Genomic DNA, 25909 nt, shown 5'->3' on the forward strand with positions numbered 1-25909 from the left:
CAAGATCGGTTTCCGATGAGCGTGCCCAGCAATGTCAGGCGCTTCGAAGCGCTGCTCTATGCGTCGTTGATGCTGGATGCCCTTTCGGTTGCCGTGCAGGACCGTACGCCGAATGCCGAGGTGACCGAGCAGATGATCATGACGGCGACGCTGCTCGCCGGCGGCATGATTCTGCTGCTGGTCCATTTCGTCTCGCTCGCGGCGCGCTGGCGCAAGAACTGGCCGCGCTGGGTGCTGGCGGCAGCGCTCGTGCTGTCGGTGATCTCGCTCGGACAGATCATCGGCGAGAAGGGCATGGAGCTCGACAGCGCCATCGAGATCGTCTCCTGCGCGCTGACGACCATGGGCCTGTACTTCTCCTTCACCGGCGACGCTCAGGGCTGGTTCAACGCGTGAAGCCCCGTGTCCCGGACAAGGTGCAGCGCGTCAGCGCTGCGCCGCAGAGCCGGGACACGGGGAGCGCGCGGAGAGATGGGCCCCGGCTCGGCAACACGTTGCTTGCGCGCCGCGTTTTGTCCGGGGCACGAGTGCGTGCGAGAGGCACCGGAATCCTGTAATATTCCCTCATGGAATGGACCGACGAAGGCATCGTGCTGGGGGTGCGGCGGCATGGCGAGTCTAGCGCCATCGTCGAGTTGTTGACGCGCGCGCACGGCCGGCATCTGGGCCTCGTGCGCGGCGGGGCCAGCTCGCGGATGCGGCCGCTGCTGCAACCCGGAAACAGCGTCAGTGCAGTGTGGCGGGCACGGCTCGACGAGCATCTCGGGACCTATACGATCGAGGGATTGAAGCTGCGCGCGGCGACGCTGCTGGCCTCGTCCCACGGCGTCTATGGCGTCACCCATCTCGCCTCGATCGCGCGGCTCTTGCCGGAGCGCGATCCGCACGAAGACATCTTTGCGCTGCTCGAACATTCGCTGGATGATTTCGACGATATCGGCAGCGCCGCCGTGCATTTGATCCATTTCGAGCTGGCGATGCTCGCCGAGCTGGGTTTCGGACTGGCGCTGGACAACTGCGCGGTGACCGGGGAGACCACGGACCTGATCTATGTCTCGCCGAAATCCGGCGGCGCGGTGTCGCGCGGCGCTGGCGAGCCGTGGCGCGATCGGCTGTTGCGTCTGCCGCCGTTCCTGCGGCATGGCGAGACCGCGAGCGATCTCACCGAGCAGGATCTCCAGGACGGCTTCCGGCTGACCGGCCTGTTCCTGCTGCGCCACGTGCTGGAGCCGCGCGGGCAGGGCCATTCCGATGCGCGGGCCGGCTTCATCAATGCCTTGATGCGACAGCAGGCGAGAGCGGCGATTTTCGCGCCATGAGTCATCGCGATTCTGCATTGCTGCTTTGCGGGCGGTCCTGCGGAACCAAATCGGACCAGTCGAGTTCGCTTTCAGGTTCCACACAGGGGGGACAGCCTAAATGTTGATCAGGGGCTTCGCCTTGTCCGCGGCGCTGCTTGCGTTTGCGCCCGATGCAGTTGCCGGCGAGCAGCAACCTGGCGTATTTCGCCGGGCGTCCTGCACGCTCGTCCGATATTATGTGGCGAAATATTCCGCTGCCGCCGCAGAGACATGGGCACGGTCCCATGGTGCGACTGAGGCCGAGATCGAGGCGGCCCGCCGCTGCTTGACCAATGCGCCGGCGCCTGCCCAAGCGCCGGGTCAAGCCAAGACCCAGACGTTCACGGCCGGCTGGGCGGGCCAGTAGGCCACCCACAGGGGACCACTCGATCCTTGCCCGATTCGCTCCCACGGTTTAACCGGGCGGCATGGGAAAACGAATCGTTCCGCCGGAAGAACCGGCCGAAATCCATGAGGTGCCGCTGCGTGATGCGCTCGAAGAGCGCTATCTCGCCTATGCGCTGTCGACCATCATGCACCGTGCGCTGCCGGACGCGCGCGATGGCCTGAAGCCGGTGCACCGGCGCATCCTCTACGGCATGCGGCTGCTCCGCCTCGACCCCGGTACGGGCTTCAAGAAGTCGGCAAAGATCGTCGGCGATGTGATGGGCTCGTTCCATCCGCACGGCGACCAGGCGATCTACGACGCCATGGTCCGTCTCGCGCAGGATTTCTCCTCGCGCTATCCGCTGGTCGACGGCCAGGGAAACTTCGGCAATATCGACGGCGATAATCCGGCCGCCTACCGCTACACCGAAGCGCGCATGACCGACGTCGCGCGGCTTCTGCTCGAAGGCATCGACGAGGACGGCGTTGAATTCCGCGCCAATTACGACGGCCAGTCGAAAGAGCCCGTCGTGCTGCCCGGCGGTTTTCCGAACCTGCTCGCCAACGGCGCGCAGGGCATCGCGGTCGGCATGGCGACCTCGATTCCGCCGCACAACGCCGCCGAGCTTTGCGATGCGGCGCTGCATCTGATCGAGAAGCCCGACGCGAAATCCAAGGCGTTGTTGAAGTGGGTCAAGGGCCCGGATTTCCCGACCGGCGGCATCTGCGTCGATTCCAAGCAGGCCATCGCCGAAGCCTACACGACCGGCCGCGGCTCGTTCCGTGTTCGCGCCAGGTGGCAGCAGGAAGAGGGCGCACGCGGTACCTGGGTCGTCGTCGTCACCGAGATTCCGTATCTGGTGCAGAAGTCGCGGATGGTCGAGAAGATCGCCGAGCTGCTCGACCAGAAGAAGTTGCCGTTGGTAGGCGAGGTCCGCGACGAATCTGCCGAGGACGTTCGCCTCGTCATCGAGCCGAAGTCGAAGAACGTCGACCCGGCGCTGATGATGGAATCGCTGTTCCGCCTGACCGAGCTCGAAAGCAAGATTCCGCTGAACCTCAACGTGCTGGTCAAGGGCCGCATCCCCAAGGTGGTCGGCCTTGCCGAAGCGTTGCGCGAATGGCTCGACCATCTGCGCGACGTGCTGATCCGGCGCAGCAACTACCGCAAGGCGCAGATCGAGCACCGATTGGAAGTGCTCGGTGGCTTCCTGATCGCCTATCTGAACATCGACAAGGTGATCAAGATCATCCGCACCGAGGATGAGCCGAAGCCCGAGCTGATGAAGGCGTTCAAGCTCACCGAGGTTCAGGCGGAAGCCATCCTCAACATGCGCCTGCGCTCCTTGCGCAAGCTCGAGGAGATGGAGATCCGCACCGAGGACAAGAACCTCCGCGCCGAGCTCAAGGGCATCAACGCGGTGCTCGCCTCCGAAGCCGAGCAGTGGAAGAAGGTCGGCGAGCAGGTCGGCAAGGTCCGCGACATGTTCGGACCGAAGACGCCGCTCGGCAAGCGCCGCACCACCTTTGCCGACGCGCCCGAGCACGACCTCGCCGCGATCGAGGAGGCCTTCGTCGAGCGTGAGCCGGTCACCGTCGTCGTCTCCGACAAGGGCTGGATCCGTACCATGAAGGGACATGTCGAGGATCTCTCGGGCCTCGCCTTCAAGCAGGACGACAAGCTCGGCTTCGCCTTCTTCGCCGAGACGACCTCGAAGCTCTTGCTGTTCGCCACCAACGGCAAGTTCTACTCGCTCGATGTCGCCAAGCTGCCGGGCGGGCGCGGTCACGGCGAGCCGATCCGCCTGTTCATCGACCTCGAGCAGGAGGCGGCACCCGTCGCGCTGTTCGTTCACAAGGGCGGGCGCAAGTTCCTGGTCGCGAGCCACGAGGGCCAGGGCTTCGTCGTCAACGAGGACGATTGCGTCGGCACCACCAAGAAGGGCAAGCAGGTCCTCAACGTCGACATGCCGAACGAGGCGCGCGCGATCACCGAAGTGGTCGGCGACACCGTCGCCGTCATCGGCGAGAACCGCAAGATGCTGGTCTTCCCGCTTGAGCAGGTGTCCGAGATGGCGCGCGGCCGCGGGACGCGGTTGCAGAAGTACAAGGACGGCGGCCTCTCCGACGTCGCTGTCTTCGACGCCAAGGCAGGCCTAACCTGGAAGGACTCCGCGGGCCGCGAATTCTCCGCGAGCATGAAGGAGCTTGCCGAGTGGCAGGGCAATCGCGGTGATGCCGGCCGCCTGCCGCCGAAGGGTTTCCCGAAGTCGAACAAGTTCGGCCGGGTAATCGGGTAGGGCGGCTCTCACCAACGGTGTCATGCCCCGGCTCGACCGGGCATCCAGTACGCCGCGGCTTCTCCGTATGCGTCGCTGTCGCTGGAATACTCGGTCGCCCGGTCGAGCCGGGCGACGACAGCGAGAGTGTGGCGCGCACCTGTCTCCACATCGTCATCGCGAGCGTATGGATTGCTTCGCTGCGCTCGCAATGACGAGAGGCGATGGCGCTGCTCTCCAACTGACATTGAGTACCCCGCAAACGCGTAGCAGATAGTCCCGAGTGCATACGTGCGGGCACGAACATTGCTTTTTCCTGGCGACTGCAAACGGCTGGTGAAAAGGCAAACACATCCCAATGTTCAAACTGAAGGCTTTCATTGCGGCGCTGTTCGGTCTCGCGCTGGCGGCTGCGCCCGCGCATGCGGTGGGCAATCTGGTCGCGGTGCTCGAGGCGGAAATCGTCACACTCGATCCGCATTTCTCCACGGCCTATATTTCGCGCACGTTCGGCTACATGGTGTTCGACACGCTGTTTGCGAAGGATTCCAAGGGCGACATCAAACCGCAGATGGTGCAGGACTGGAAAGTCTCGCCCGATGGCTTGACCTACACGTTCACGCTGCGCGACGGTTTGAAATGGCATGACGGCCAGCCGGTCACATCTGTCGATTGCGTGGCCTCGCTACGTCGCTGGGGCACCCGCAGCGCACTCGGCCGTCGCATTTTCGCGATCACGGCCTCGCTCGAGCCGACCGATGCGAAAACCTTCGTGCTGACGCTGAAGGAGCCGTCCGGGCTCGTCATCGACGCGCTCGGCAATCCGGTCAGCCCGGTCGCCTTCATGATGCCCGAGCGCATCGCGAAAACGCCTGGCGACCAGCGGATCACCGAGATCATCGGCTCCGGTCCGTTCGTCTACAGCAAGGCCGAGCACCGCACCGGCGACCGCATGATCCTGAAGAAATTCGCCGACTATGTGCCGCGTCCCGAACCCGCTGACTTCCTCGCCGGCGGCAAGCGCGTCAACATCGATACGCTGGAGATCCGCGTCATTCCCGATGGCGCGACGGCGGCCTCCGCGCTGCAGGCCGGCGAAGTCGATTTCATGCAATACGCGCCGTTCGATCTGTTGCCGCAGCTGGAGAAGAACTCGCGGGTCAAAGTGGTCAATTTCACCGGCGGCAACATGTTCGCGGGCGCCTATCGCCTCAATGCCGCATCGAAACCGTTCGACGATCCCGAGATCCGCCGCGTGCTGTGGAAGCTGGTGGACCAGCGCGAAGTGCTGGATGCACTCGGCTTGGACGCCAAATACGCCACGCCGTGCGCGACGTTCTTCACCTGCGGTACCACCTATGAAAACAAGGCCGGCACGGAAGCGGCGGCAAAGCCCTCGATCGAAGCGGCGAAGGCTGCGCTGAAGGCGACCAAATACGCCGGCGAGCCTGTGATCGTCATGGAGGCCAACGATCTCGAAGCCCCGCGCGTCTCGGCGCAGGTGCTGGCCGAGAGGTTGAAGGCTGCCGGGTTCAACGTCGATCTGCAGGTGATGGACTGGGCGAGCGTGCTGGCGCGCCGTGCCAAGAAGGAGGGCTGGAGCGTCTATGGCGTTCACGCCGGCGGCTTTGATCTGGGCTCGCCGCTGACCAACGTCATGGTCGCCTTCAACTGCGCCGATTTCACCGGCTGGCAGTGCGATGCGCGCATCACCCCTCTGATGGAAGCCTTCGCCAAGGCGCCGGCCGAGGCGGACCGCAAGAAGATCGCGGGCGAGATCCAGGCCGTCATGTACGATCAGGCGCCCGCAATTCCGTGGGGCCAGTTCGCTCAGCCGGCCGCCTATCGCGCGACTTTGCGCGGTCTGATACCGTCCGCCATCCCGGTGTTCTGGAACATTGAGAAATAACGCGATGTACGATGTCATTGTTGTCGGCGGCGGCTCCGCCGGTGCTGCTGTTGCGGCACGGCTCTCCGAGGATCCGGCACGGCGCGTCCTGCTGCTCGAAGCGGGGCGCGACTGGCGCGCTGATGATGCGCCCTGGGAGGTGAGGACGCCGAACCCGATCCCGATCATCCACAGGCGCGAATACCAGGAGAAATGGCAATGGCCCGATCTGCTGACGCGCCGTGTGGCTGGGCAGGAGCCGCGCTTCTATTGGCGGGGCAAGGGGTTGGGCGGCTCGTCGATGATGAACGGCCAGATTGCAATCCGCGGCGTTGCGGATGCCTTCGACGAATGGGCGGCCAATGGCTGCACCGGCTGGTCGGCCAGGGAGGTGATGCCGCTCTTCTCGGTGATCGAGGACGATCTGGAGTTCGGCGATGCCGACGGCCACGGACGCGGCGGACCGTTGCCGGTCTACCGCGCGCCGCCGGAGACATGGGGCCCGATCGATCGCGGCCTGCGCGACGCGGCGCTGGCGAGCGGCTATCCCTGGTGCGCGGACCTCAACGGTCCTGATGGCGAGGGCGTCGCCTGCTATCCCATCAACAGCCGCGACAGTCGCCGCATCACCACCAATGAGGGCTATCTCGAGCCCGCGCGCGGTCGCGCCAATCTGGAGATCCGCGGGCACGCGCTGGTCGATCGCGTGCTGATCAGCGACGGAAGGGCAACCGGACTCCGCGTTCATATCGAGGGGCAGGGCACCCACGACATCAGCGCGCGCCAGATCGTGCTGTGCGCCGGCGCCATTCACAGTCCTGCGATCCTGCTGCGCTCGGGCATCGGACCAGCGCAAGAGTTGAAGGCGATGGGGATTGCGGTCGCGCGCGACCTGCCGGTCGGCCGCCACTTCTTCGATCACCCGCTGTTTCGCGCCACGATCCAGCTGCGGGAGGAGCTTCGTCCCACCGATCCCGATACGCGCCACACCAATTGCTGCGTGACCTATTCCTCGGGCCTCGCCGATGGCGGCAAGCGCGACATGATCCTGATCGCGTTCAATCACCGTGGCATCGGTAACCCCGGGGCGATCGGCGCAGGGCTGTTCAACGCGTATTCGCGTGGGACGCTGAAGCTCGTCTCGACTGATCCTGCGATCGATCCTGTCGTCGAGGAGAACATGTTGGCTGATCCCCGCGACATGTTGCGGATGATGGATGCGGTGAAGCGCCTCGCCGTGATCACCTCGCAGCCGGCGCTCGTCAACATCGCCGATTGGATCCGGCTCGCCGACACGGACCTGACGCTGCCGAAGGCCGCCAGCCTGCCAGACCACGAACTCGACGCGGTGCTGCGGCGAGAGACCGGCGACATCCAGCACGCCGCCGGCAGCTGCCGCATGAGCGGCGTTGGCGATGCCGACGGCGTGGTCAATCCCGATGGCACCGTGAAAGGGATCAGCGGCCTGCGCGTCGCCGACGCCTCGATCATGCCGTCCGACTGCCGGGCCAACACCCATTTCACGACGGTGGTGATCGGGGAAGCGATCGCGCGAATGATGATGCGATAGCAGAATCGCGTGAGGCGCAAGCTATAGCACAACACCGTCATTGCGAGCGCAGCGAAGCAATCCAGAATCTTTTCGCGGAGGGATTCTGGATTGCTTCGTCGCAAGGGCTCCTCGCAATGACGGAGCAAGGGGCGAGGCCATCGCTCGCTACACTCTTCAAACAGCAGACAAACGTTCGCCTTCTCGCGGCGCAGCTCGCCCGAGTTTTGCTCCGTGTGCCGCCCTCGCAAAGACAAGGGCGCAGGGAAGGCCGGGCGCCGGCTGGCACCCGCAAGTCCGTGCGCTTTCCAAGAATGCACACGGGGTGGATCACAGGTCTCGCCGAACGCTTGGCCTTCCCTGCGCGGCTGGTTTTAACGGTGTCCTTCGTGCTCTTGTGTCCAGAAAATCTGCCAGAATGTGCGAACGGGCGGTTCTCGCAAAACCGCCCGTCGCTGGATCTGAGCCCGTTCGTGCTCAAAGGCCTTGAGCCTGTCGGGGAGCGAGGGACAGATCCGGTGGTCTTCCTCAACCCGAACAGTTGCATGGGCTTCGAGCCCGAACCGAGCAACGAAGGGAGTAGATGATGGCACAAAACGACGTCCTTGTCGCTGGCATCGATGTGGCCAAGGACAAGGTGGATGTGTGCATTCGCTCATTGTCACAACGGCAGACGTTCACGAGCAGCCCAGAAGGTCGGCGAGCGCTGATCCGCTGGCTTCGCAAGCACAAGGTCGGCAAAGCCGCCATGGAGGCTTCCGGTGGTTATGAGCGGGAGTGGGCCAAGGTGCTACGCCAGGATGGTATCGAAGGCTTGGTGGTGGATCCAAAGCGGGTGCGCAACTTCGCCAAATCGGCTGGACAGCTCGCCAAGAACGATCCGATCGATGCGGAGATGATTGCCTGGTTCGCCGAGACCTTCATTGAGGCAAGGGGGCAAGCCTACGATGCGGCACGCGAGAAGCTGGCGCAGATCGTGAGTGCGCGCCAGGCTCTGATTGACGTGCAGACGAGCTTGCGAAACAGGACGGAGCATTCCACTCCTGACGTCGTGCAGAAGATGCAAAATCGCCTGCTGAAGCGGCTCGCCGCCGAAATTGCCAAGCTGGAAGCAGCGATCGCAGCCCTGATCAAGACCACACCGCGTTTTGCCGAACTCGCCGAGATCATCGAGAGCGTACCAGGTCTTGCCGGGGGCACATCCGCCGGACTGATCGGGGCGATGCCGGAACTCGGCCAGATAGGCAACAAAGTGGCCGCGGCCCTGCTGGGTGCTGCGCCTTATGACGACGACAGCGGCAAACGTCGGGGCGTCCGTCATATCCAGGGCGGACGCCGCAAGGTCCGCAACGTCTTCTACATGGCGTCCATGGGAGCCGCGACCCGGCATAACCCCGTGCTCAAGGCCTTTTACGATCGCCTGATCGCCAAAGGCAAGGAGCCGAAGGTTGCGCTCACCGCCTGCATGCGCAAGCTGATCGTGATCCTGAACGTCATGATCGCACGCGGCGAGAAATGGGACGCCGGCCGGTACGAAGTGAGCAACTCCGCTCGGCTTCCGCCGAGCGCTTGCACGCCCTGAAGACCGGCGAGCGGACGGGGTCAAGGCCGGGAGCCGCCGGAGGCGGTGGCGCGCCAGCGCCAGCCTTGAGGCCGGCCGATCGCCGGGCTACTTCAACACAGTTGCTCCTCGGGGAGCGATGCACTATTGCCCCCGTCGCCTTGCGGATCACTGATGTGCGGACCCGGTTGGGCTGCAGGCATCACCGCAGGACTTGACGCACAGACCCCGGGCGTCAGGACCACACGACTTCTCCGTCCGCGCACGTCCTCGCTGGGAATCCGAGGGGTGGCGTGTGCTCGCCCCCGAAGCCATGCGAAGACGCTGTCGGCGCCGTGTCGTTCGCGCGGAAAGGCAATTGCTCACGGTGTCCCGCCCTGCAATGTCTTCTACGCCCGACGCCGTCGCGTCCATCGCTGCCCGGCCCGCGGTTCGTGACGATCGCGATCCGCCCCTTGTCTCGGGCCAGGGTGTCTTTGCATGTACGACAAATCCGAATTTCGGTAAAGTGGAATATTTTGCCAGGTGAGGCTTGACAAGCGATGTGGCGGAATTGGTCGGCTGCGTTGCCCGACGGGCGGGCGGCCTCAGCGCGCGCCTCGTCCTTCGAAACGGCGTTTACGCGCCTCCTCAGGATGAGGCTAATTGGCGTGAGTGCCCGTTGAAACTGCTGCCGCACGCTCCGCCCTCATCCTGAGGAGCCCGCCCAAAGCAGGCGTCTCGAAGGATGGCTGCAGGGGGAAACCGGTCAAATGCGATTGCCCTTGAGGACGGGGTAGATGGGAAGTGACCGGTCCGTAGTTAAAGCAACGCTGATGACCTATATGACACACGAGCGACTTGATATGTTATTCGAGGCCAGTCCACGGAGCCAAGTCTCGTGTCGTCTGTTCTCCGATCGCCGACAGTCGAAGAGCTGCCAATGCTCTCGGCTTTGTGCATGAGGTCGAAAGCTGTGTGGGGCTATGGCGACGACTTCATGAGAGCCTGTCGCAGCGAGCTCACCATTAAAGCGTGTGAACTGCAATCAAGCTCAATCGCGGTGGCGGAAGAGAGCGGCAAAATTGTCGGCGTTGCCCAAGTCAAGATAAATGGAAGCGAGGCCGATTTATTGAAGCTGTTCGTCGAGCCGATGATGCTTCGCGGCGGCGTAGGAACAAGGCTGCTCCGCTGGGCCTCCAGTCAAGCAAAGTCGATGGGTGCTCGTCGTTTGGTGATCGAAGCCGACCCAGAGGCCGCACCTTTCTATCGACGAATGGGTGCCAAAGATTGTGGCTTTTCTCCTTCCGGCTCAATACCCGGTAGGATGCTTCCCAGACTTGTCATCGAGCTGAAACAAGTATGAGGTCGCTTGTCGGCTCCAAGCCGCCATGCAGCCCTGTGGGCTTTGATGTCGCCTTCCGACAGCAAACCGGACGCGACGAACCTATGACTCCTTCGCCGCTAGATCACCCCCACCATCCGCAGCGCCACTCCCGCCGCGCAGCTTCCCGCCAGCACGGTGAGCATCCCCAGCTTGAACCGGAAGATCGCGGTTGCCGCCGCAATCGACAGCAGCAGCGCGGGGATGTCGACGCTGGTCAGCACCGGACGGTCGAACGCGAACGGAAACGCGTGCAGCGGCACGGTCTCGCGGAACAGCGTGTGCAGGGCAAACCAGATCGAGAGGTTCAGAATCACGCCGACGACGGCGGCGGTGATCGCACTCAATGCACCGGCCAATCCCGTGTTGCCGCGCAGGCGCTCGATGTAGGGGGCGCCGACGAAGATCCAGAGGAAGCAGGGCGTGAAGGTGACCCAGGTCGCGAGCAGGCCGCCAAAAGTTGCCGCTAGCATCGGCGAGAGGCCGCCGGGATCGCGATAGGCCGCCATGAAGCCCACGAACTGCAGCACCATGATCAGCGGCCCCGGCGTGGTCTCGGCCATGCCGAGGCCGTCGAGCATCTCCTGCGGCTTGAGCCAGTGATAGTGCTCGACCGCCTGCTGGGCGACGTAGGCCAGCACCGCGTAGGCGCCGCCGAAGGTGACGAGCGACATTTTGGAGAAGAACAGCGCGATCTGGCTGAACACATTGGCTTGGCCCAAGGCCACCAGCAGCGCGATCACGGGCACCAGCCAGAGCGCGAGCCACAGCGCACTGAGGCGGATCGTGCGTGCGGTGTTGGGGCGGACGTGATCGGGCACGGCCTCGCCGAGCATGCTGTCGATCGCGGCGCCGCTGCCGCCATGGCCGTGACCGGCCGGCGCGAACTCCGGACGGCCGCTCCGCGCGCCGGCATAGCCGATGAGGCCGGCGGCGATGATGATGATCGGGAAGGGGACCGCGAAGAAGAAGATCGCGATGAAGGCCGCAGCCGCGAGCGCGATCATGATGCGGTTCTTCAGCGCACGCTTGCCGACGCGCACGACAGCTTCGACGACGATGGCCAGGACCGCGGCCTTGAGTCCGAAGAACAGCGCCTCGACGAAGCTGACATTGCCGAAGGCGGCGTAGATGTAACTCAGACCCATGATGGCGATGATGCCGGGCAGGATGAACAGTCCGCCCGCCATCAGCCCGCCGGCCGTGCGATGCATCAGCCAGCCGACATAGGTTGCGAGCTGCTGCGCCTCAGGTCCCGGCAGCAGCATGCAGTAATTCAGCGCATGCAGGAAACGCCCCTCGGAGATCCAATTCTTCTCCTCGACCAGGATACGGTGCATCACAGCGATCTGGCCCGCGGGCCCGCCAAAACTGAGGCAGGCGACGCGGAGCCAGACGCGAAAGGCCTCGTTGAAGCTGACGCCGTGGCCGGCGTCAGCTCCTGCTTGCACGTTGCGGGTATCCATTACGCCTTCACCTTGTTGGTCGGCCAGTTGTGGGTCTCGGTGGTCGCGTCGCGGCACCAGCGGTAGAAGGCATCGTAGAGCAACATGCCGGCCTCGAGCTGTTCGAGGTCGTCGTCGAACATGCGCGACAGCCCGAGCGAGGCTGCGAGCAGGCCGGGCGCCTCCGGCGCGAGCTCGGGCCGCGCGGTGTCGGCACCGCGCACCAGTGTCGCGAGGCGGAGCAGCGGCGGCGTGGCGATCCCGAACTCCTCGATCATCACGTCGAAGGTGCAGAGCTCGCCCCGGTGACTCCAGAACACATTCTCGATGTCGAAGGGGGCCGCATTGAACCGCTCCCCCACCCCGACCACCTCGGACGGCGCCACATACAGGAACATCGCGTTGGGATCGACGAAGCGGCGGATCAGCCAGGGGCAGGCGATGCGATCGACCTTCGGCCGCGCCCGCGTGACCCAGACGGTACGCCCCCTGGCATCGCGCGGCGGCAGCTTGCGGGTGTCGAGCAGCGGCAGCTTGGCCGCCTTCCAGCCCTCGAAGCCGCCCTCCAGCGTCTCGGCCCTCACGCCGAGCTGACGGAGCCAGGCCGCCGTGCCCTGCGCGAGCTTTTCGCCGCGGAAGCAGGAGACGACGGCGCGGCGGCCGGCGAATGTGCCGCCCCAGTCCGTCACATTGTCGTGGCTGAGCCTGATGGAGCCGGGGATCAGCCGCCGGTCGGCGGCGAAATCCTCCTCGGTGCGCACGTCGATCAGGACAGGCGCGTTGGCCGTGCCGATCAGCCGTGCCATTTTGTCAGATGAGATGGTCGTGAATGTAGACATGATGCGTCCTCGCAAGAAACGAACGGGACGCGATGCTTGGGCCTGTCGCCTCGTGGGGAGATCGCTCAAATCCCCATGAGACAGATTACAGCGAAACTAAGAAGCACTGTCAATCCGCGGGACGATTGGAGCTTAGAAAATTGGTTCCCACCGTCTATATTGCACGCCGACAGATCGTGAATCTTCGGGAGAATTCGATGCATTCCCATTCCATCGAACAATGGACCCATGACCACGCCTTCCTGGGCGAGAAGCACGACGAGAACGAACGGCGCACCTGGTTCGTGGTCGTGCTGACGCTGGTCATGATGGTCGGCGAGATCGTTGCCGGCTCGCTGTTCGGCTCGATGGCGCTGCTGGCCGACGGCTGGCACATGGGCACGCATGCGGCGGCGCTCGGCATTGCCGCCTTCGCCTATCGCTTCGCGCGGCGGCACCTGGGCAATGCGCATTTCACCTTCGGCACCGGCAAGTTCGGGGATCTTGCCGCCTTCGCCAGCGCCATCATCCTCGGCCTGATCGCGGTCGAGATCGCCTATGAAAGCGTGCTGCGCCTGTTCACGCCGGTGCCGATCGTCTATGGCGAGGCCATGGCGGTGGCCGCCCTCGGCTTGTGCGTCAATCTCGCGAGTGTGTGGCTGCTGCGCGATAGCCATGATCATCATCATCACGCGCATGGCCACAGCCATGCGCATGATGACCACGACGATCATGACCACGACCATGATCATCATGGCCATCATCACCATCACCACGACAACAACCTTCGCGCGGCCTATGTCCACGTCATGACCGATGCCGCGACCTCGGTGCTGGCGATCGCAGCGCTCGCCGTCGCTATGTATTCGGGCTGGGTCTGGGCCGATCCGGCCGTGGGCCTGATCGGCAGCGTCGTGATCGCGAGCTGGGCGTTCGGCCTCATCAAGTCATCGGGTGCGGTGCTGCTCGACGTGCGCGCCGACGAGAAGCTGGAGCGGGTGATCCGGGCCCGCATGGAAGTCGGCGACGATCGCGTGACTGACCTGCATCTCTGGCGGGTCGGCCCCGGCCATTGTGCCGTGCTGCTCTCGGTGGTGTCGGACAAGCCGAAGCAGCCGGCCGTCTACAAGCGGCGGCTCGCGGGGCTGAAGGGCCTCAGCCACATCACGGTCGAGGTCGAGACCTGCCTGCATTGACGGAGCGCGGAATTCTGCTGAGCGGCCGGGGTTGATCCTCGGTCGCAGCCCTGTACGGGAGGAACAATGATGCACAGGATCGCGTTCGCGGTCGCCATCGCCGCACTCGCTCTTTCCAGCCCCGGGGCGCTGGCGCAATCGGAAAAGGCCGGCGTTGAAAAGCTCTATGTGCTGAATTGCGGAGAGGGTACCGCCGGTGACATCTCGCGGTGGACGCCGGGCCTGAACGAAGGCAAGACGATGGATTTCGTCGACACCTGCTATCTGATCAAGCATGTCAAAGGCTGGTTCCTGTGGGACACCGGCATTGCCGATTCCGTCGCCGCGATGCCGAACGGTCTCGTGCCCGCCGATCCCAAAGCCGTGACCTGGCGTCGGCCGAAGACGTTGCAAGCGCAGCTCGAGCAGCTTGGCCTCAAGCCCGATGACGTCCGGGCGATGGCCGTCTCGCATACGCATCCGGATCATATCGGCAATGTCGAGCTGTTCCCGCAGGCCATGCTCTATGTGCAGAAGGCCGAATACGACTGGCCCGGCGCCGACAACGCGCCGCGCTTCAAGCCGTCGCATCCGGTCGAGTTGCTCACGGGCGACAAGGATGTCTTCGGCGACGGCAGCCTGACCATCCTATCGACGCCGGGTCACACGCCGGGTCACCAGTCGCTGCTGGTGAAACTGCCGAAAACCGGCGCGGTTCTGCTGTCTGGCGATGCCGTGCACTTCAAGGACAATTGGGACAACCGCCGCGTGCCCAGCATGAACGTCGACAAGGACCAGAGCGCGGCCTCGATGCAGAAGATCGCCGACACGCTCGCCAAGGAGAAGGCGCAGCTCTGGATCAACCACGACAAGGCCCAGCGCGACGGCCAGAAGATGGCGCCGGAGTTTTACGACTGAGGCGGATCAGCCTTTCGGCGCGGTCAACGTCGGCGGATTCGCGTCCGGCGTCTTCTTCGGCTTCAGCGTGCCGGCATAGAACGAGAGCAGCCAGACCAGGAGGACCGCGAGGAGATAGACGCCCCAGGCCTGCGGCGGCGTGGTCGCCCAGCGCAGGAGGCCTTTGAATGTGCGGGGCGGGCCGGCATCGTTGCTCATGGCTCGCTTGTGCGCGAAAGCGGCTGTGCCGTCAATCAGGCCGCGACACGGGGCGGATCAGGAACAGCGCCACAAGCGCCGAGAGGCTGAGCGCAGACGAGACGATCAGCACCTTGGCGCCCATGAGGTCGATGAGCAGGCCGAAGGCGAGCGGCGCCACGGCCTGCGCCATCCGCGCCGGGGCGCCGATGATGCCGAGGCGGTAGCCGAAATCTTTCGGGCCGAAGATCGACAGCGGCAGCGTGCCTCGCGCGATCGTCAAGATGCCGTTGCCGGAGCCGTGGAACAACGCGAAGGCGCTCGCCGCGGCGCCGCCGAAGATCGCGACGATCACGGCTCCGATCGGGTGGGTGAGGCTGGCGAGCCGCGTCGACCACAGCGGATGGAAGCGGCTGAGGAAGCCGGCCTCTAGCATGCGCGCACCAACCTGTGCCGGGCCGATCAGTGCGCCGGCCGCGATGGCCTCGGCCGGCGTTGCGCCCGTGGTCTCCAGGATGCGCGGGAAATGCGCGGCCATGGCGCCGGTGACGGTCCAGACCGCGGCGAAGATGAAGGCGAGCAGCAGCATGGTGCGGTCGAGCGGCAAATGCGGCTTCTCGGCCGTGGCCGCCGCCTGCTTGGCGCCCTTGATCGCCGGCAGCATGAAGAAGTTGAGGGGCAGGCCGATCAGGATGTTGGCCGCGGCCCAGGCGAAACAGGTGTCGCGCCAGCCGATATGGGCGATGCCCCAGGCGGTGAGCGGCCAGCCGACGGTGGAGGCGAAGCCCGCCATCAGCGTGATGCCGGTGATGGCCCTGCGCGCCTCGATGCCGTAGATGCGCCCCAAGGCGGCGAAGGCGGCGTCGTAGAGTCCCATTGCCATGCCGATGCCGAGCACGAGCCAGGCGATCGCCATCACCGCGATCGATTGCGAGAGCCCGAGGAGCACGAGGCCGGCGGCAATGGTCAGGTTCGAGGCCGACAGCACCTGACGGCCGCCGACGAGATCGATCTGCCGCCCGATGCGCGGGCCGAGCATTGCCGAGATCACCAGTGCGGCCGAAAACGCACCGAAGATCCAGTTGGAGGAGACGCCGAGGTCGCGTGCCATGGGATCAGCGAGCAGCGCCGGCAAATAGTAGCTCGAGGCCCAGGCCAGAGTCTCGGTGGTGCCGAGCGCCAGGATGATCGGAAGCTGGCGCTGGGTCATCGGCGCGTGCCTCCGATTCTGGCCGACAAAGTCTTCATCGCCGGCATTTGCCGCCCGCGTGGCGAGTGCGTCAACCGCGCCCGCGACATATTCGATCTGCAAGGGGCGCGAGCCTGCCGCGCATGTCGGGCCCTCGCGCCTTTCGCCGGTCACGAATGCACGCCATAATGGCGCATGCAAGTCACTTCGCGTCTCTCACTGATGAACTGGGTCACCAGCCAGGGGCTTACGGGCCTGCCTGAACCCGAACTGCTCCGCGGCTTCTGCGAGCGCTGCTGCGCCGAAGGGCTCGACCTGTCGCGCGGGCTGGTCTTCATCGACACGTTGCACCCGATCTACGAGGGCCGCGGCTTTCGCTGGACCGACCGGTCGAGCAACGACAGCGACATGTTCGAATACGGTTCGACGGCCGAGGGGGATCCGAACAAGAACTGGCGGCGGTCGGTGTTCTATCATTTGCTCGAGCATGGCGAGGACGAGATGGTGATCGATCTCGCCGACGCAGCCACGCTCGATTTCTCGCAGATCGGCGACCTCGCCGAGAAGGGCCATCGGCATTTCCTCGCCTTCGTCCATCGCTTCGGCGAAAGCGGCGCGCTGGGGCAGATGGACTGTCTCTACTCCTACTGGACCACCCGGCGCGAGGACGGCTTCACGCCATCGGAGCTGGAAGCGCTGCGCGATCTCGTGCCGGTGCTGGGGCTCGCGATCAAATCGGCGCAGCAGGTCGACATCGCCCGCACGCTCGGCCGCGTCTATCTCGGCCGCGACGCCTCCGAGCAGGTCTTGCGCGGGCGCATCTCGCGCGGGGTCACCGAGCGGATCAACGCCGTGCTGTGGTATTCGGACCTGCGCGGCTCCACCGGCATCAGCGAGAGCATCGGTCCCGACGAGATCATTCCGTTCCTCAACGACTATGCGCAGGCCGTGATCGATCCGATCCACGAGGCCGGCGGCGACGTGCTGAAGCTGATCGGCGATGGCGTGCTCGCGATGTTCTGGGGCGAGGACATGGCGGATGCGCGACGGGCCGCATTACGGGCCGAGCATCTCTTCCGCAAGAACGTCGCCGCGCTGAACAAGCGGCGGGCGGCGGAGGGCCGCCCGACCACGTCAGCCTATATCGGCCTGCATGTCGGCGAGGTCTTCTACGGCAATATCGGCAGCCAGGACCGGCTCGATTTCACGGTGGTCGGCCCGACCGTCAACGAGGTCAGCCGCATCGCCTCGATGAGCCGCTCGGTCGACCGCGAGCTGCTGGCCTCATCCGAGTTCTACAAGGGCCTCGATGCCGCCGGCCGCCGCTATCTCGTCTCCACCGGCCGCTACGCGCTGCGCGGCATCGGCCGCGCGCAGGATCTCTACACGCTCGATCCAGAGGTTGAGGCGAGCGAGCCGGTGGCGGGGAGCTATGAGCGCTATCTGGCGGGTTAGGCCGGCTGCTCCAGCGCCGCTTCATCCCCCACCATGGCCGGCTGCCGATCCAGCGCCACTGCCGGTGACAGCAGGATCACCAAAGCCTGCATGCCGAAGACGGCTGCGGCGAGATAAAGGCACGCTTCCGCGCTCCAGAGGCCGCCGACGATTGCCCCTAATGCCGAGCCGAGCGGGCGGGCGCCGTAGCTCATGATGTTGATGGCGGAGACGCGGCCAAGCAGCCGCGGCGGTGTCACCGACTGGCGCAGGGTCGTGGTCGAGATCACCCACAGGATCGGCCCGGCGCCGAGCAGGAAGAAGCTCAAGGCTGCGAGCCAGGGCGAGGGGAGCAGCACCGTCAGCGCCATCACCAATGCGGCGACGAAGCCGGTGACGGGGCCGAGTCCGACCACGAGGCCGAACGCGATGCGCTTCATCACGCGCGTGGCGACCAGCGCGCCGATCACCATGCCGACGCCATACATCGTCAGCACCGTGCCGACGCCGGCGGCCGTCAGGCCGAGATGGCGCACGGCGTAGGGCACGAACACCGCGATCTGCAGGAACCAGCCGGTGTTGAAGATGAACTGGGTGATGAATACCGGCCGCAGCAGTGGATGGTGAAATACGAAGGCCGCGCCTTCGCGGATCTCCTGCAGCGGATGACGGCGCGGCGCCGGCGCGCGCGCGGGCTCGTAGATGCCGGAGAGCAGCACCACCGCGATGGCCGAGAGCGCCGCGGCAAAGCCGAAGGCTGGGCTTGCGCCCCACCATCCCACCAGCGCACCGCCGAGTGCAGGGCCGCTGGCGAAGGCGATGGTGCGCGCGAGCTCGATCCGCGCATTCGCCGCCGGCAACAAGTCGGAGCTCACCAGCGAGGGAACCAGCGCCGGCGCCGCCACGCTGTAGACGACGGTGCCGCACACGGCCGCAAAGCCGAGCAGGGCCAGCAGCGGCAAGTTGAGGGCCCCCAGCACCAGCAGCAGCACGATGGCGGCGAGCGCAGCCGCCCGCAGCGCCTCGGCACCCGCCATCAGCCAGCGGCGGGAGATGCGATCGGCGAGCACGCCGGCGGGAATGGCGAACAGGACGAAGGGCAGGGTGAGCGCGGTCTGGAGCAGGCCGGTCTGACCTTCGGCAACACCCAGCGTCAGCACGGCCACAATGGGCGCTGCGGCGAGCGCGATCTGCTCGGCCGACTGCGCCGCGAGATTCGACCAGGCGAGGCGGTTGAAGGTGTCGGGGAGGCGAGACGGCGTTGACATGGCGCATATCCTGCAAAGTCGAGTTGCTGCCAATATCCGCTCCCAGGGACGGCCAAACCCACCCGCTTCCCGACAGGGCAGCGGATAATGGCCGGACCGGAACCGCTGCGGCTAGATGCAGTTGCAAATGAGTTGCAATAAGATCGAACTTCGGTATTCTCCTCTTATGGATGCGCGATCGCCCGACCTGACCCAAACCTCGTCCCAAGACGTCGCCGGCTGGCGCGCTGACGCGCCCACCACCAAGAGCCTCGCGGAGGTCAATTCCACCGTCGCCATTCCGGTCGCCGGGCACTGGTTGCGGCGGCTGCTCGCCTTCGTCGGTCCGGGCTATCTCGTCTCGGTCGGGTACATGGATCCCGGCAATTGGGCGACCGACCTCGCCGGCGGGTCGAAGTTCGGCTACACGCTGCTCTCGGTCATCCTGCTCTCGAATTTGATGGCGATCCTGCTGCAGTCGCTGGCGGCGCGGCTCGGCATCGTCACCGACCGCGACCTCGCGCAGGCCTGCCGCGCGACCTATTCGCCGGTGGTGAACTTCCTGCTCTGGCTCGCCTGCGAGGCGGCGATCATCGCCTGCGATCTCGCCGAGGTGATCGGTACGGCGATCGCGCTCAAACTCCTGTTCGGCATTCCCCTGATCGGCGGCGCGCTTCTCGCCGCACTCGACGCCTTCCTGCTGCTGCTCCTGATGAACCGTGGCTTTCGATTCCTCGAGGCGTTCGTCATTGCGCTGCTCGCGGTGATCGCGGTCTGCTTCGTGGTCCAGATCGCGGCGGCGGCCCCGCCGGTGGCGGAGGTTCTGCGCGGCTTCGTGCCGAAGAGCGAGATCTTCACCAATTCCGACATGCTCTACATCGCGATCGGCATCATCGGCGCGACGGTGATGCCGCATAATCTCTACCTGCATTCCTCGATCGTGCAGACGCGCGCTTATGAACGCAATGACAGTGGTCGGCGCGAAGCGATCAAATGGGCAACGACGGACTCCACCGTCGCCCTGATGCTGGCGCTGTTCATCAACGCCGCGATCCTGGTCGTGGCGGCTGCGACCTTCCACAGAAGTGGCCATTCCGATGTCGCCGAGATCGGACAGGCGTTCGAGCTCTTGTCGCCGCTGCTCGGCCTCGGCATCGCCTCGACGCTGTTCGCGGTGGCGCTGCTCGCTTCGGGCCTCAACTCGACGGTGACCGCGACCCTCGCCGGCCAGATCGTGATGGAAGGCTTCCTCGATCTGCGCCTGCCGAGCTGGGCGCGTCGCCTGCTCACACGCGGCATCGCCATTGTTCCCGTGATCATCGTCACGGCGATCTACGGCGAGCGCGGCACGGCCGATCTGCTGGTGTTCAGCCAGGTCGTGCTGTCGATGCAGCTGCCCTTCGCCGTCATCCCGCTGGTCCGCTTCGTCTCCGACCGCCGCAAGATGGGCCAGTTCGCGATACCGGTATCCGTCGCCGCAATTGCCTGGATCGTCGCGGGCGTGATCGTGGTGCTGAACGTGAAGCTGCTGGCGGATACGTTTTTCGGGTGATGCTAGCCATTGGGTAGCTGTCATCGTCCGGTTCAACCGGGCGATCCAGTATTCCAGAGACGGCTGTAATTGACTCGGGACGCCGCGCCGTACCGTACTGGATGCCCCGGTCAAGCCAGGTCAAGCCGGGGCATGACGGAGAGTGTGAGGCGCCTAGTCCTGCGGCTCGGATGCTGTATCGCCCTGCGCATCGATGCGCAGCCAGCCTGAGGGCGCGAGCCGCTGCTGCGGCAGGAAGCGGGCCTTGTAGTCCATCTTCTTGGAGCCTTCGATCCAGTAGCCGAGATAGACGTAGGGCAGGCCCTGACGTCGCGCGCGCGCGATGTGGTCGAGGATCATGAAGGTGCCCATCGAGCGGCTGACCTGGCCCGGATCGAAGAACGAATAGACCATCGAGAGGCCATCGCTGAGCACGTCCGTGAGCGCCACCGCGATCAGCTCCTCGCCACGGCCGGTGAGGCCGCTGTCGGGACCGCGCTTGCGGTATTCGATGATGCGGGTCTCGACATGGCTGTCCTCGACCATCATGGCGTAGTCGAGCACGGTCATGTCGGCCATGCCGCCATGGCGGTGGCGGGCGTCGAGATAGGCGCGGAACACCGAATATTGCTCGGAGGTCGGCACCGCGCTGCGCTGCTCGCCGATGATGTCGGCATTGCGCGCCATCACCTTGCGGAAGCTGCGAGAGGGCCGGAACTCGTTGGCGATGACCCGGACCGAGACGCAGGCGCGGCACTGGTCGCAGGCAGGACGATAGGCAATCGACTGGCTGCGGCGGAAGCCGCCATGGGTCAGGAGGTCGTTGAGGTCGCCCGCACGATCTCCGACAAGGTGCGTGAACACCTTCCGCTCATGGCGGCCCGGCAGATAGGGGCACGGGGATGGCGCCGTGAGGTAAAATTGCGGGGTATCGCGAGAGTGCTGGGTCAAGGGACGTCGTGGGCCTCCGAACAAGATCTCAGCATCGCGCTACCAAAGCTCCCGGTCAATCGGCCTGCGCGGCAGGACACGCTCGTCATCCTAGCAGGCACAGGTTGCCAGCTCCTCACCAGGACCTGGCGGCCTGCGACACCGGCGCGCGGATGGAATTGTTGATCACGACGGTTCCCAGCACGAAATCGTGCAGCAGGCGGCGGCGGCCGTTGAACAGGCCGACCAGCACCACGAAGGGCGACAGGAACGAGACGGTCACCCAGAACAGCACGGCGTGCGTGGCGCCGAGCACGAAATAGCCTGGTGCGCCGTACCAGGTGCGCAGTTCCAGATCCATCACGCGCATGCCGATCGTCGCCGAGGACGGACCGCCGATGCAGGCGCCGTAATACACGATCGCCCAGATCACCGAGGCGGGCCAAGCCAGCCAGAACAGTGCCCAGCCGAGGCCGAGCGTCACCAGGCCGAACAACGCAATGAAGAGGTAGCCGAGGATGACCGGCACAGAGATCACGATCATGTCGATCAGGAAGGCAAACACCCGCCGTGTCGCGACCCCGCGGAACAGTTCCGGATGCAGATCGGGATCGTAGGCGTGCGGTTGCATGGCACCATCATTGCGCCAAGTGCCGCTGTCATTTGGCGAACCCGAATAAGACATGAGCTTCTCTTTCGCTTTCGGATCTCTCACCGGCAGCAGATGGGAACAGTCCGGCCACGCGCCAAGGCTGTTGGTCTATCAATACCGCAAAATATTCCGGCGATTCGGCGGCCGCAGGCGCTTGCGCGGCGCGTGATTTGCACCATGCTGGGGCGGGCTGAGCCCTCACAGGAAGATTTCATGGGTGGTCAGGTCGAATTACGTTGCAGCTGTGGCGGGGTCCGCGCCGTGGTCACGGGCGTGTCGCCGCGGACGGTCAATCGCGTGGTCTGCTACTGCGACGACTGCCAGGCTTTCGCACACCAGCTCGGCCGCGCCGATCTGTTGAACGCGAAGGGCGGCAGCGACATTATCCAGGTCGCGCCATCGACGCTCTCGTTTGTGCAGGGTCAGAGCCGGATCGCGGGGGTGCGGCTGACCGCGAAAGGTCTCTACCGGTGGTATGCAAGCTGCTGCAACACGCCGGTCGGCAACACGCTTTCGCCCAGCGTTCCCTTTGTCGGCATCATCGCGCAGGCGTTCGAGGGCGGCACGCCGGCGGTCGACGATGTCGCCGGAGCGCCGACCGGCGCCATTCTCGGCAAGTACGCGGTCGGTGAGCCACCGGCGGGCTCGACCGGGCTTAATCTTTCTCTCATCTTGCGCGCCATCGGCAAGGTGCTGGCATGGAAGCTGCGGGGGAAGACCTGGCCGCACCCGTTCTTCAAGCGGGAGACGCGTGAGCCGATCTATCCAATTACCGTGCTGTCGCGCGAGCAACGCGAGGCGCTGCGTCTGTTATGCGGACCTCAGCCGAACGCGCAAGCGGGTTGAGTGTTGCAGCGGTAGGGTGCGCGAGCAACTCCGCCCTCATGTCCCGGACAAGCGCCGCAAAGCGGCGCGCAGAACCAGGACCTAAAGCATGATCCGGAAAAGTGCGAAGCGGTTTTCCGGAAAGATCATGCGTAAACAACAAGCTAAAGCGCGATGACGATTCATCCAAATCTCATCGCGCTTTAGAGGTCACAAGTGAGATCGCGGAGAAGAAATGGGCCCGGGCTCTGCAACGCATCACGCCGCAACTGGACCATGCTTCGCATCGCCAAGGGCGTGCTGCATTGCGTCCGGGGCACGACCTTACCCCTGCGCGCGCAGCTTCTCCGCCGCCTTGGGCGCAAAATAGCTCAGCACGCCGTCGGCGCCGGCGCGCTTGAACGCCAAAAGGCTCTCCATCATCGCGCGCTCGCCGTCGAGCCAGCCGTTGTTCGCGGCCGCCGCGATCATCGCGTATTCGCCGGAGACCTGGTAGGCGAAGGTCGGCATTGCAAACGTGTCCTTCACGCGGCGGACCACGTCGAGATAGGGCATGCCGGGCTTCACCATCACCATGTCGGCGCCCTCGGCGATATCGAGCTCGACCTCGCGCAGGGCTTCATCGGTGTTGGCGCTGTCCATCTGGTAGGTGCGCTTGTCGCCGGTGAGCGTCTTGGCCGAGCCGATGGCGTCGCGGAACGGGCCATAGAAGGCGGAGGCGTATTTGGCCGCATAGGCCATGATCTGGACGTCGAGCAGGCCGGCGCGGTCCAGCCCCTCGCGGATCGCGGCGACGCGGCCGTCCATCATGTCGGAAGGCGCGATGATGTCGCAGCCGGCTTCGGACTGCACCAGCGCCTGACGCACCAGCACGGCGACCGTCTCGTCGTTCAAAATTTTGCCGTCAGAGATCAGGCCGTCATGGCCGTGACTGGTGAAGGGATCGAGCGCGACGTCGCAGAGGATTCCGATCTCCGGAAACTCCTTCTTGATCGCGCGCACGGCCTGGCAGACCAGGTTGTTCGGATTGGTGGCTTCCGAGCCTTCCTCGTCGCGCAGGGAGGGATCGGTGTAGGGAAACAGCGCGATGCAGGGGATCGTCAGCTTCATCGCGCGCTCGGCCTCGCGCACGGCCTGATCGACGCTGAGGCGGTCGACGCCCGGCATCGAGGCAACCTGCTCGCGCTTGTTGTGGCCGTCGATCAGGAACAGCGGCCAGATCAGATCGTCGGTGGTGAGGACGTTCTCGCGCACCATCCGCCGGGCCCATTCCGCCTTGCGGTTGCGGCGCGGGCGGACGGTCAGATCGAGAGCAGGGGAGGCCGCTCCGCCATCCTTGCGCGAAACCTCGCGCAATTCGATCGGACGTCCGTATTTGATCGCCATTACTCTTCCTCCGGCTGGAATTATTCTTATACCAGCTCGCATGGTTCCCGTCACCGCGGCTTGACCTGCCGCAAGGGATGGCAGCCGATTGATTTTGTGGGGCGAAGCAGCCAGAAGGGGCCATGTCCGAGATCTCCACCCGCGATGCGACCCGCGACAGCGCCAGGGACGGCGCCCGAGACAATGCCAGAGAGAGCGCATTGTCGGTGGCGGCGATCTCATCGGAGCGCTCAGAGTCCGACGACAATGTCTGGACCCGCCGGCTCGTGCTGTTCCTGCGGGTGATGGCGCTGCTCTCGATCCTCAAGGGCCTTTATCACTGGGCGCAGGTGACTGGCTTTGTCGGCGGCGAGGATGAGGCATTCGAGAACCAGTCGATGGCCTGGCAGGCCGCGACCGTCTACTTCGCCGTGATCGAGCTTGTCGCCGCCGTCGGCCTGTGGCTCGCGACGCCCTGGGGCGCGGTGGTGTGGCTGACGACCGTGGTGTCGATGGCGGTGATCGAGTTGATGTTCCCGGGAATCTACGGCGGCAGCCTCGCCGTGGTCGGCGTCGAGGTCTTCATGCTTGCCGCGTATCTGGCGCTCGCCTGGATGGCCGCGCGCGAACGGCCGCCGTAGCCGGCCTCGCCGCTCGCACAACGGTCTCGTGCCCTGGACGCAATGCAGCGTGGCGCTCTTGCGACGTGATGCGCTGCAGAGCCGGGCCCCATCTCACCGCGGTCCCATCTTGCAACATATGGGTCCCGGCTCCGCGATGCATCGCTGCGCGCTGCATCCTGTCCGGGACATGAGAGTGTTGCGCTTGGTTGACCGTTGGTTGCCTAAAATTTGCGGTAAGTTTTCATTGACCAGCCGGTTCCGCCACAGCTGTTACGCGCTCGTTTCGAAACGGGGCGGGGCTGTTCTGGAATGCGACAACAACGGCGGACGGAGGGTGAACAGGACCTTGCGAAGGTCAACAGACGGTTGCGAAAAGTGCTTGTGGCACAGGCTTAATCCGCAATTCACTGTCTTAAATTCATGATCTCTTTATTCTCTTATTTAAGCCGATCTTCAAACGCGCCCCTTAAGTTGCACCTATCAGACGGGACACAAGTTTCGTCGAATAAGTGTCGATAAAAACGACAACAGGGGAAGTGTCATGATGAAAGCCGTCGCAACTGCGGCAGATACCGCAGAGCGCGTCTCCGGCCAGCAGGGCTCGGTGCAGTCGCTCTATCTGGAAGCTTTGACTCTGGTGGAGCGGCTGCATCGCCGGCTCCTCGACGTCATCAAGGATGAATTCGATCGCCGCGGCCGTGCGGACATCAACTCGGTGCAGGCGCTCTTGCTCTACAACATCGGCGACAAGGAGCTGACCGCGGGCGAGCTGCGCACGCGCGGTTACTATCTCGGCTCCAACGTCTCCTACAATCTGAAGAAGCTCGTCGAGCTCGGCTTCCTCGATCATCAGCGCTCGCGCGTCGATCGCCGCTCGGTGCGCATCCGCCTGACCCCGCAGGGCCAGGAAGTCCGCCGTATCGTCGAGGCGCTCTACCAGAAGCACGTCAAGACGGTCGAGCAGGTCGGCGGCATCTCCGGCGACGAGTTTGCGACGCTCAACAAGTCGCTGCACCGCCTCGAGCGGTTCTGGACCGACCAGATCCTCTATCGCCTCTGAGTCTCCAAGGGATCAAGGCCAAGCCGGCCCGCAACAAGACCGGCAAGCCTCCCGAACGTGCCTGACTTCCCCCAAGCGCGCCGGCCCGGATTTCGGACCGGCGCGTTCCATATTTTGCACCTGCGAAAAAATGTCCCGGGCACGAGGAACCAG

At 64.8% G+C, this 25909-nt stretch carries 23 protein-coding genes; 15 read left to right on the forward strand and 8 right to left on the reverse strand.

What is annotated here, in order from left to right; all coding sequences use genetic code 11:
• The first annotated feature begins 15 nt into the window (after window positions 1-15).
• The 8 genes from P6U27_RS15805 to P6U27_RS15840 all read left to right on the forward strand — a co-directional run bounded on the left by P6U27_RS15805 (window position 16) and on the right by P6U27_RS15840 (window position 10349).
• Window positions 16-396 (forward strand): hypothetical protein, encoded by a 381-nt coding sequence (locus P6U27_RS15805; RefSeq protein WP_407194277.1) that lies wholly within the window; start codon window positions 16-18, stop codon window positions 394-396.
• A gap of 170 nt (window positions 397-566) precedes the next feature.
• Window positions 567-1319, forward strand: a complete 753-nt coding sequence (gene recO / locus P6U27_RS15810) for a DNA repair protein RecO (protein ID WP_122402915.1) — start codon at window positions 567-569, stop codon at window positions 1317-1319.
• A gap of 100 nt (window positions 1320-1419) precedes the next feature.
• Window positions 1420-1707, forward strand: a complete 288-nt coding sequence (locus P6U27_RS15815) for a hypothetical protein (protein ID WP_122402916.1) — start codon at window positions 1420-1422, stop codon at window positions 1705-1707.
• 61 nt (window positions 1708-1768) lie between these two features.
• Window positions 1769-4027, forward strand: a complete 2259-nt coding sequence (gene parC, locus P6U27_RS15820) for a DNA topoisomerase IV subunit A (RefSeq protein ID WP_122402917.1) — start codon at window positions 1769-1771, stop codon at window positions 4025-4027.
• 337 nt (window positions 4028-4364) lie between these two features.
• The gene (locus tag P6U27_RS15825) at window positions 4365-5915 is read left to right on the forward strand and encodes an ABC transporter substrate-binding protein (protein ID WP_122402918.1); all 1551 of its coding nucleotides are present in this window, start codon (window positions 4365-4367) and stop codon (window positions 5913-5915) included.
• A gap of 4 nt (window positions 5916-5919) precedes the next feature.
• Entirely contained in the window at window positions 5920-7464 is a 1545-nt protein-coding gene (locus tag P6U27_RS15830; protein WP_407122780.1) for a GMC family oxidoreductase, read from the forward strand.
• 562 nt (window positions 7465-8026) lie between these two features.
• Complete coding sequence (locus P6U27_RS15835; RefSeq protein WP_407194278.1) at window positions 8027-9025, forward strand: IS110 family transposase; 999 nt, start codon at window positions 8027-8029, stop codon at window positions 9023-9025.
• Window positions 9026-9926: 901 nt separating this feature from the next.
• Window positions 9927-10349, forward strand: coding sequence for a GNAT family N-acetyltransferase (locus P6U27_RS15840; protein WP_122402920.1), 423 nt, complete (start codon window positions 9927-9929; stop codon window positions 10347-10349).
• A gap of 98 nt (window positions 10350-10447) precedes the next feature.
• On the opposite strand, the gene chrA is transcribed toward P6U27_RS15840, so the two are convergent.
• Entirely contained in the window at window positions 10448-11833 is a 1386-nt protein-coding gene (gene chrA / locus P6U27_RS15845) for a chromate efflux transporter (protein ID WP_122402921.1), read from the reverse strand.
• Window positions 11833-12651, reverse strand: coding sequence for a chromate resistance protein ChrB domain-containing protein (locus P6U27_RS15850; RefSeq protein ID WP_145987015.1), 819 nt, complete (start codon window positions 12649-12651; stop codon window positions 11833-11835). Before P6U27_RS15850 ends, chrA begins: the two co-directional genes overlap by 1 nt.
• A 197-nt stretch (window positions 12652-12848) precedes the next feature.
• On the opposite strand from P6U27_RS15850, the gene dmeF reads away from it, so the two are divergent.
• Together dmeF and P6U27_RS15860 are read left to right on the forward strand one after the other, a co-directional pair.
• The gene (gene dmeF / locus P6U27_RS15855; RefSeq protein WP_129145812.1) at window positions 12849-13826 is read left to right on the forward strand and encodes a CDF family Co(II)/Ni(II) efflux transporter DmeF; all 978 of its coding nucleotides are present in this window, start codon (window positions 12849-12851) and stop codon (window positions 13824-13826) included.
• A 66-nt stretch (window positions 13827-13892) separates the two neighbouring features.
• Window positions 13893-14723 carry an N-acyl homoserine lactonase family protein gene (locus P6U27_RS15860; RefSeq protein ID WP_129145811.1) on the forward strand — a complete coding sequence of 277 codons (831 nt, stop codon included), beginning with the start codon at window positions 13893-13895 and terminating at the stop codon, window positions 14721-14723.
• A gap of 6 nt (window positions 14724-14729) precedes the next feature.
• Here P6U27_RS15860 and P6U27_RS15865 read toward each other — a convergent pair whose 3' ends face one another.
• Window positions 14730-14921, reverse strand: a complete 192-nt coding sequence (locus tag P6U27_RS15865) for a hypothetical protein (RefSeq protein WP_122402923.1) — start codon at window positions 14919-14921, stop codon at window positions 14730-14732.
• A gap of 31 nt (window positions 14922-14952) precedes the next feature.
• Complete coding sequence (locus P6U27_RS15870) at window positions 14953-16110, reverse strand: MFS transporter (protein WP_122406627.1); 1158 nt, start codon at window positions 16108-16110, stop codon at window positions 14953-14955.
• A gap of 174 nt (window positions 16111-16284) precedes the next feature.
• On the opposite strand from P6U27_RS15870, the gene P6U27_RS15875 reads away from it, so the two are divergent.
• The gene (locus tag P6U27_RS15875) at window positions 16285-17544 is read left to right on the forward strand and encodes an adenylate/guanylate cyclase domain-containing protein (RefSeq protein ID WP_407194279.1); all 1260 of its coding nucleotides are present in this window, start codon (window positions 16285-16287) and stop codon (window positions 17542-17544) included.
• Here P6U27_RS15875 and P6U27_RS15880 read toward each other — a convergent pair.
• The gene (locus tag P6U27_RS15880) at window positions 17541-18791 is read right to left on the reverse strand and encodes an MFS transporter (protein WP_122402925.1); all 1251 of its coding nucleotides are present in this window, start codon (window positions 18789-18791) and stop codon (window positions 17541-17543) included. The two genes, P6U27_RS15875 and P6U27_RS15880, sit on opposite strands and share 4 nt — an antisense overlap.
• A gap of 166 nt (window positions 18792-18957) precedes the next feature.
• On the opposite strand from P6U27_RS15880, the gene P6U27_RS15885 reads away from it, so the two are divergent.
• Window positions 18958-20322, forward strand: coding sequence for an Nramp family divalent metal transporter (locus P6U27_RS15885; protein WP_122402926.1), 1365 nt, complete (start codon window positions 18958-18960; stop codon window positions 20320-20322).
• 153 nt (window positions 20323-20475) lie between these two features.
• On the opposite strand, the gene P6U27_RS15890 is transcribed toward P6U27_RS15885, so the two are convergent.
• Window positions 20476-21252, reverse strand: a complete 777-nt coding sequence (locus tag P6U27_RS15890) for an arginyltransferase (protein WP_122402927.1) — start codon at window positions 21250-21252, stop codon at window positions 20476-20478.
• 115 nt (window positions 21253-21367) lie between these two features.
• Complete coding sequence (locus tag P6U27_RS15895; RefSeq protein ID WP_122402928.1) at window positions 21368-21916, reverse strand: RDD family protein; 549 nt, start codon at window positions 21914-21916, stop codon at window positions 21368-21370.
• Between the two features lie 180 nt (window positions 21917-22096).
• Between P6U27_RS15895 and P6U27_RS15900 the strand changes: the two genes are divergently transcribed.
• Window positions 22097-22729, forward strand: a complete 633-nt coding sequence (locus P6U27_RS15900; protein ID WP_122402929.1) for a DUF6151 family protein — start codon at window positions 22097-22099, stop codon at window positions 22727-22729.
• Between the two features lie 303 nt (window positions 22730-23032).
• On the opposite strand, the gene hemB is transcribed toward P6U27_RS15900, so the two are convergent.
• Window positions 23033-24094, reverse strand: coding sequence for a porphobilinogen synthase (gene hemB / locus P6U27_RS15905; protein ID WP_122402930.1), 1062 nt, complete (start codon window positions 24092-24094; stop codon window positions 23033-23035).
• Between the two features lie 122 nt (window positions 24095-24216).
• Here hemB and P6U27_RS15910 point away from each other — a divergent pair, with 122 nt between their 5' ends.
• Window positions 24217-24714 carry a DUF6163 family protein gene (locus P6U27_RS15910; protein ID WP_122402931.1) on the forward strand — a complete coding sequence of 166 codons (498 nt, stop codon included), beginning with the start codon at window positions 24217-24219 and terminating at the stop codon, window positions 24712-24714.
• A gap of 523 nt (window positions 24715-25237) precedes the next feature.
• Window positions 25238-25756 carry a transcriptional regulator LdtR gene (ldtR, locus tag P6U27_RS15915; RefSeq protein WP_122402932.1) on the forward strand — a complete coding sequence of 173 codons (519 nt, stop codon included), beginning with the start codon at window positions 25238-25240 and terminating at the stop codon, window positions 25754-25756.
• The last annotated feature ends 153 nt before the right edge of the window (window positions 25757-25909 follow it).

Source organism: Bradyrhizobium sp. STM 3566, from assembly GCF_045571445.1.
Classification (GTDB): Bacteria; Pseudomonadota; Alphaproteobacteria; order Rhizobiales; family Xanthobacteraceae; genus Bradyrhizobium; species Bradyrhizobium vignae.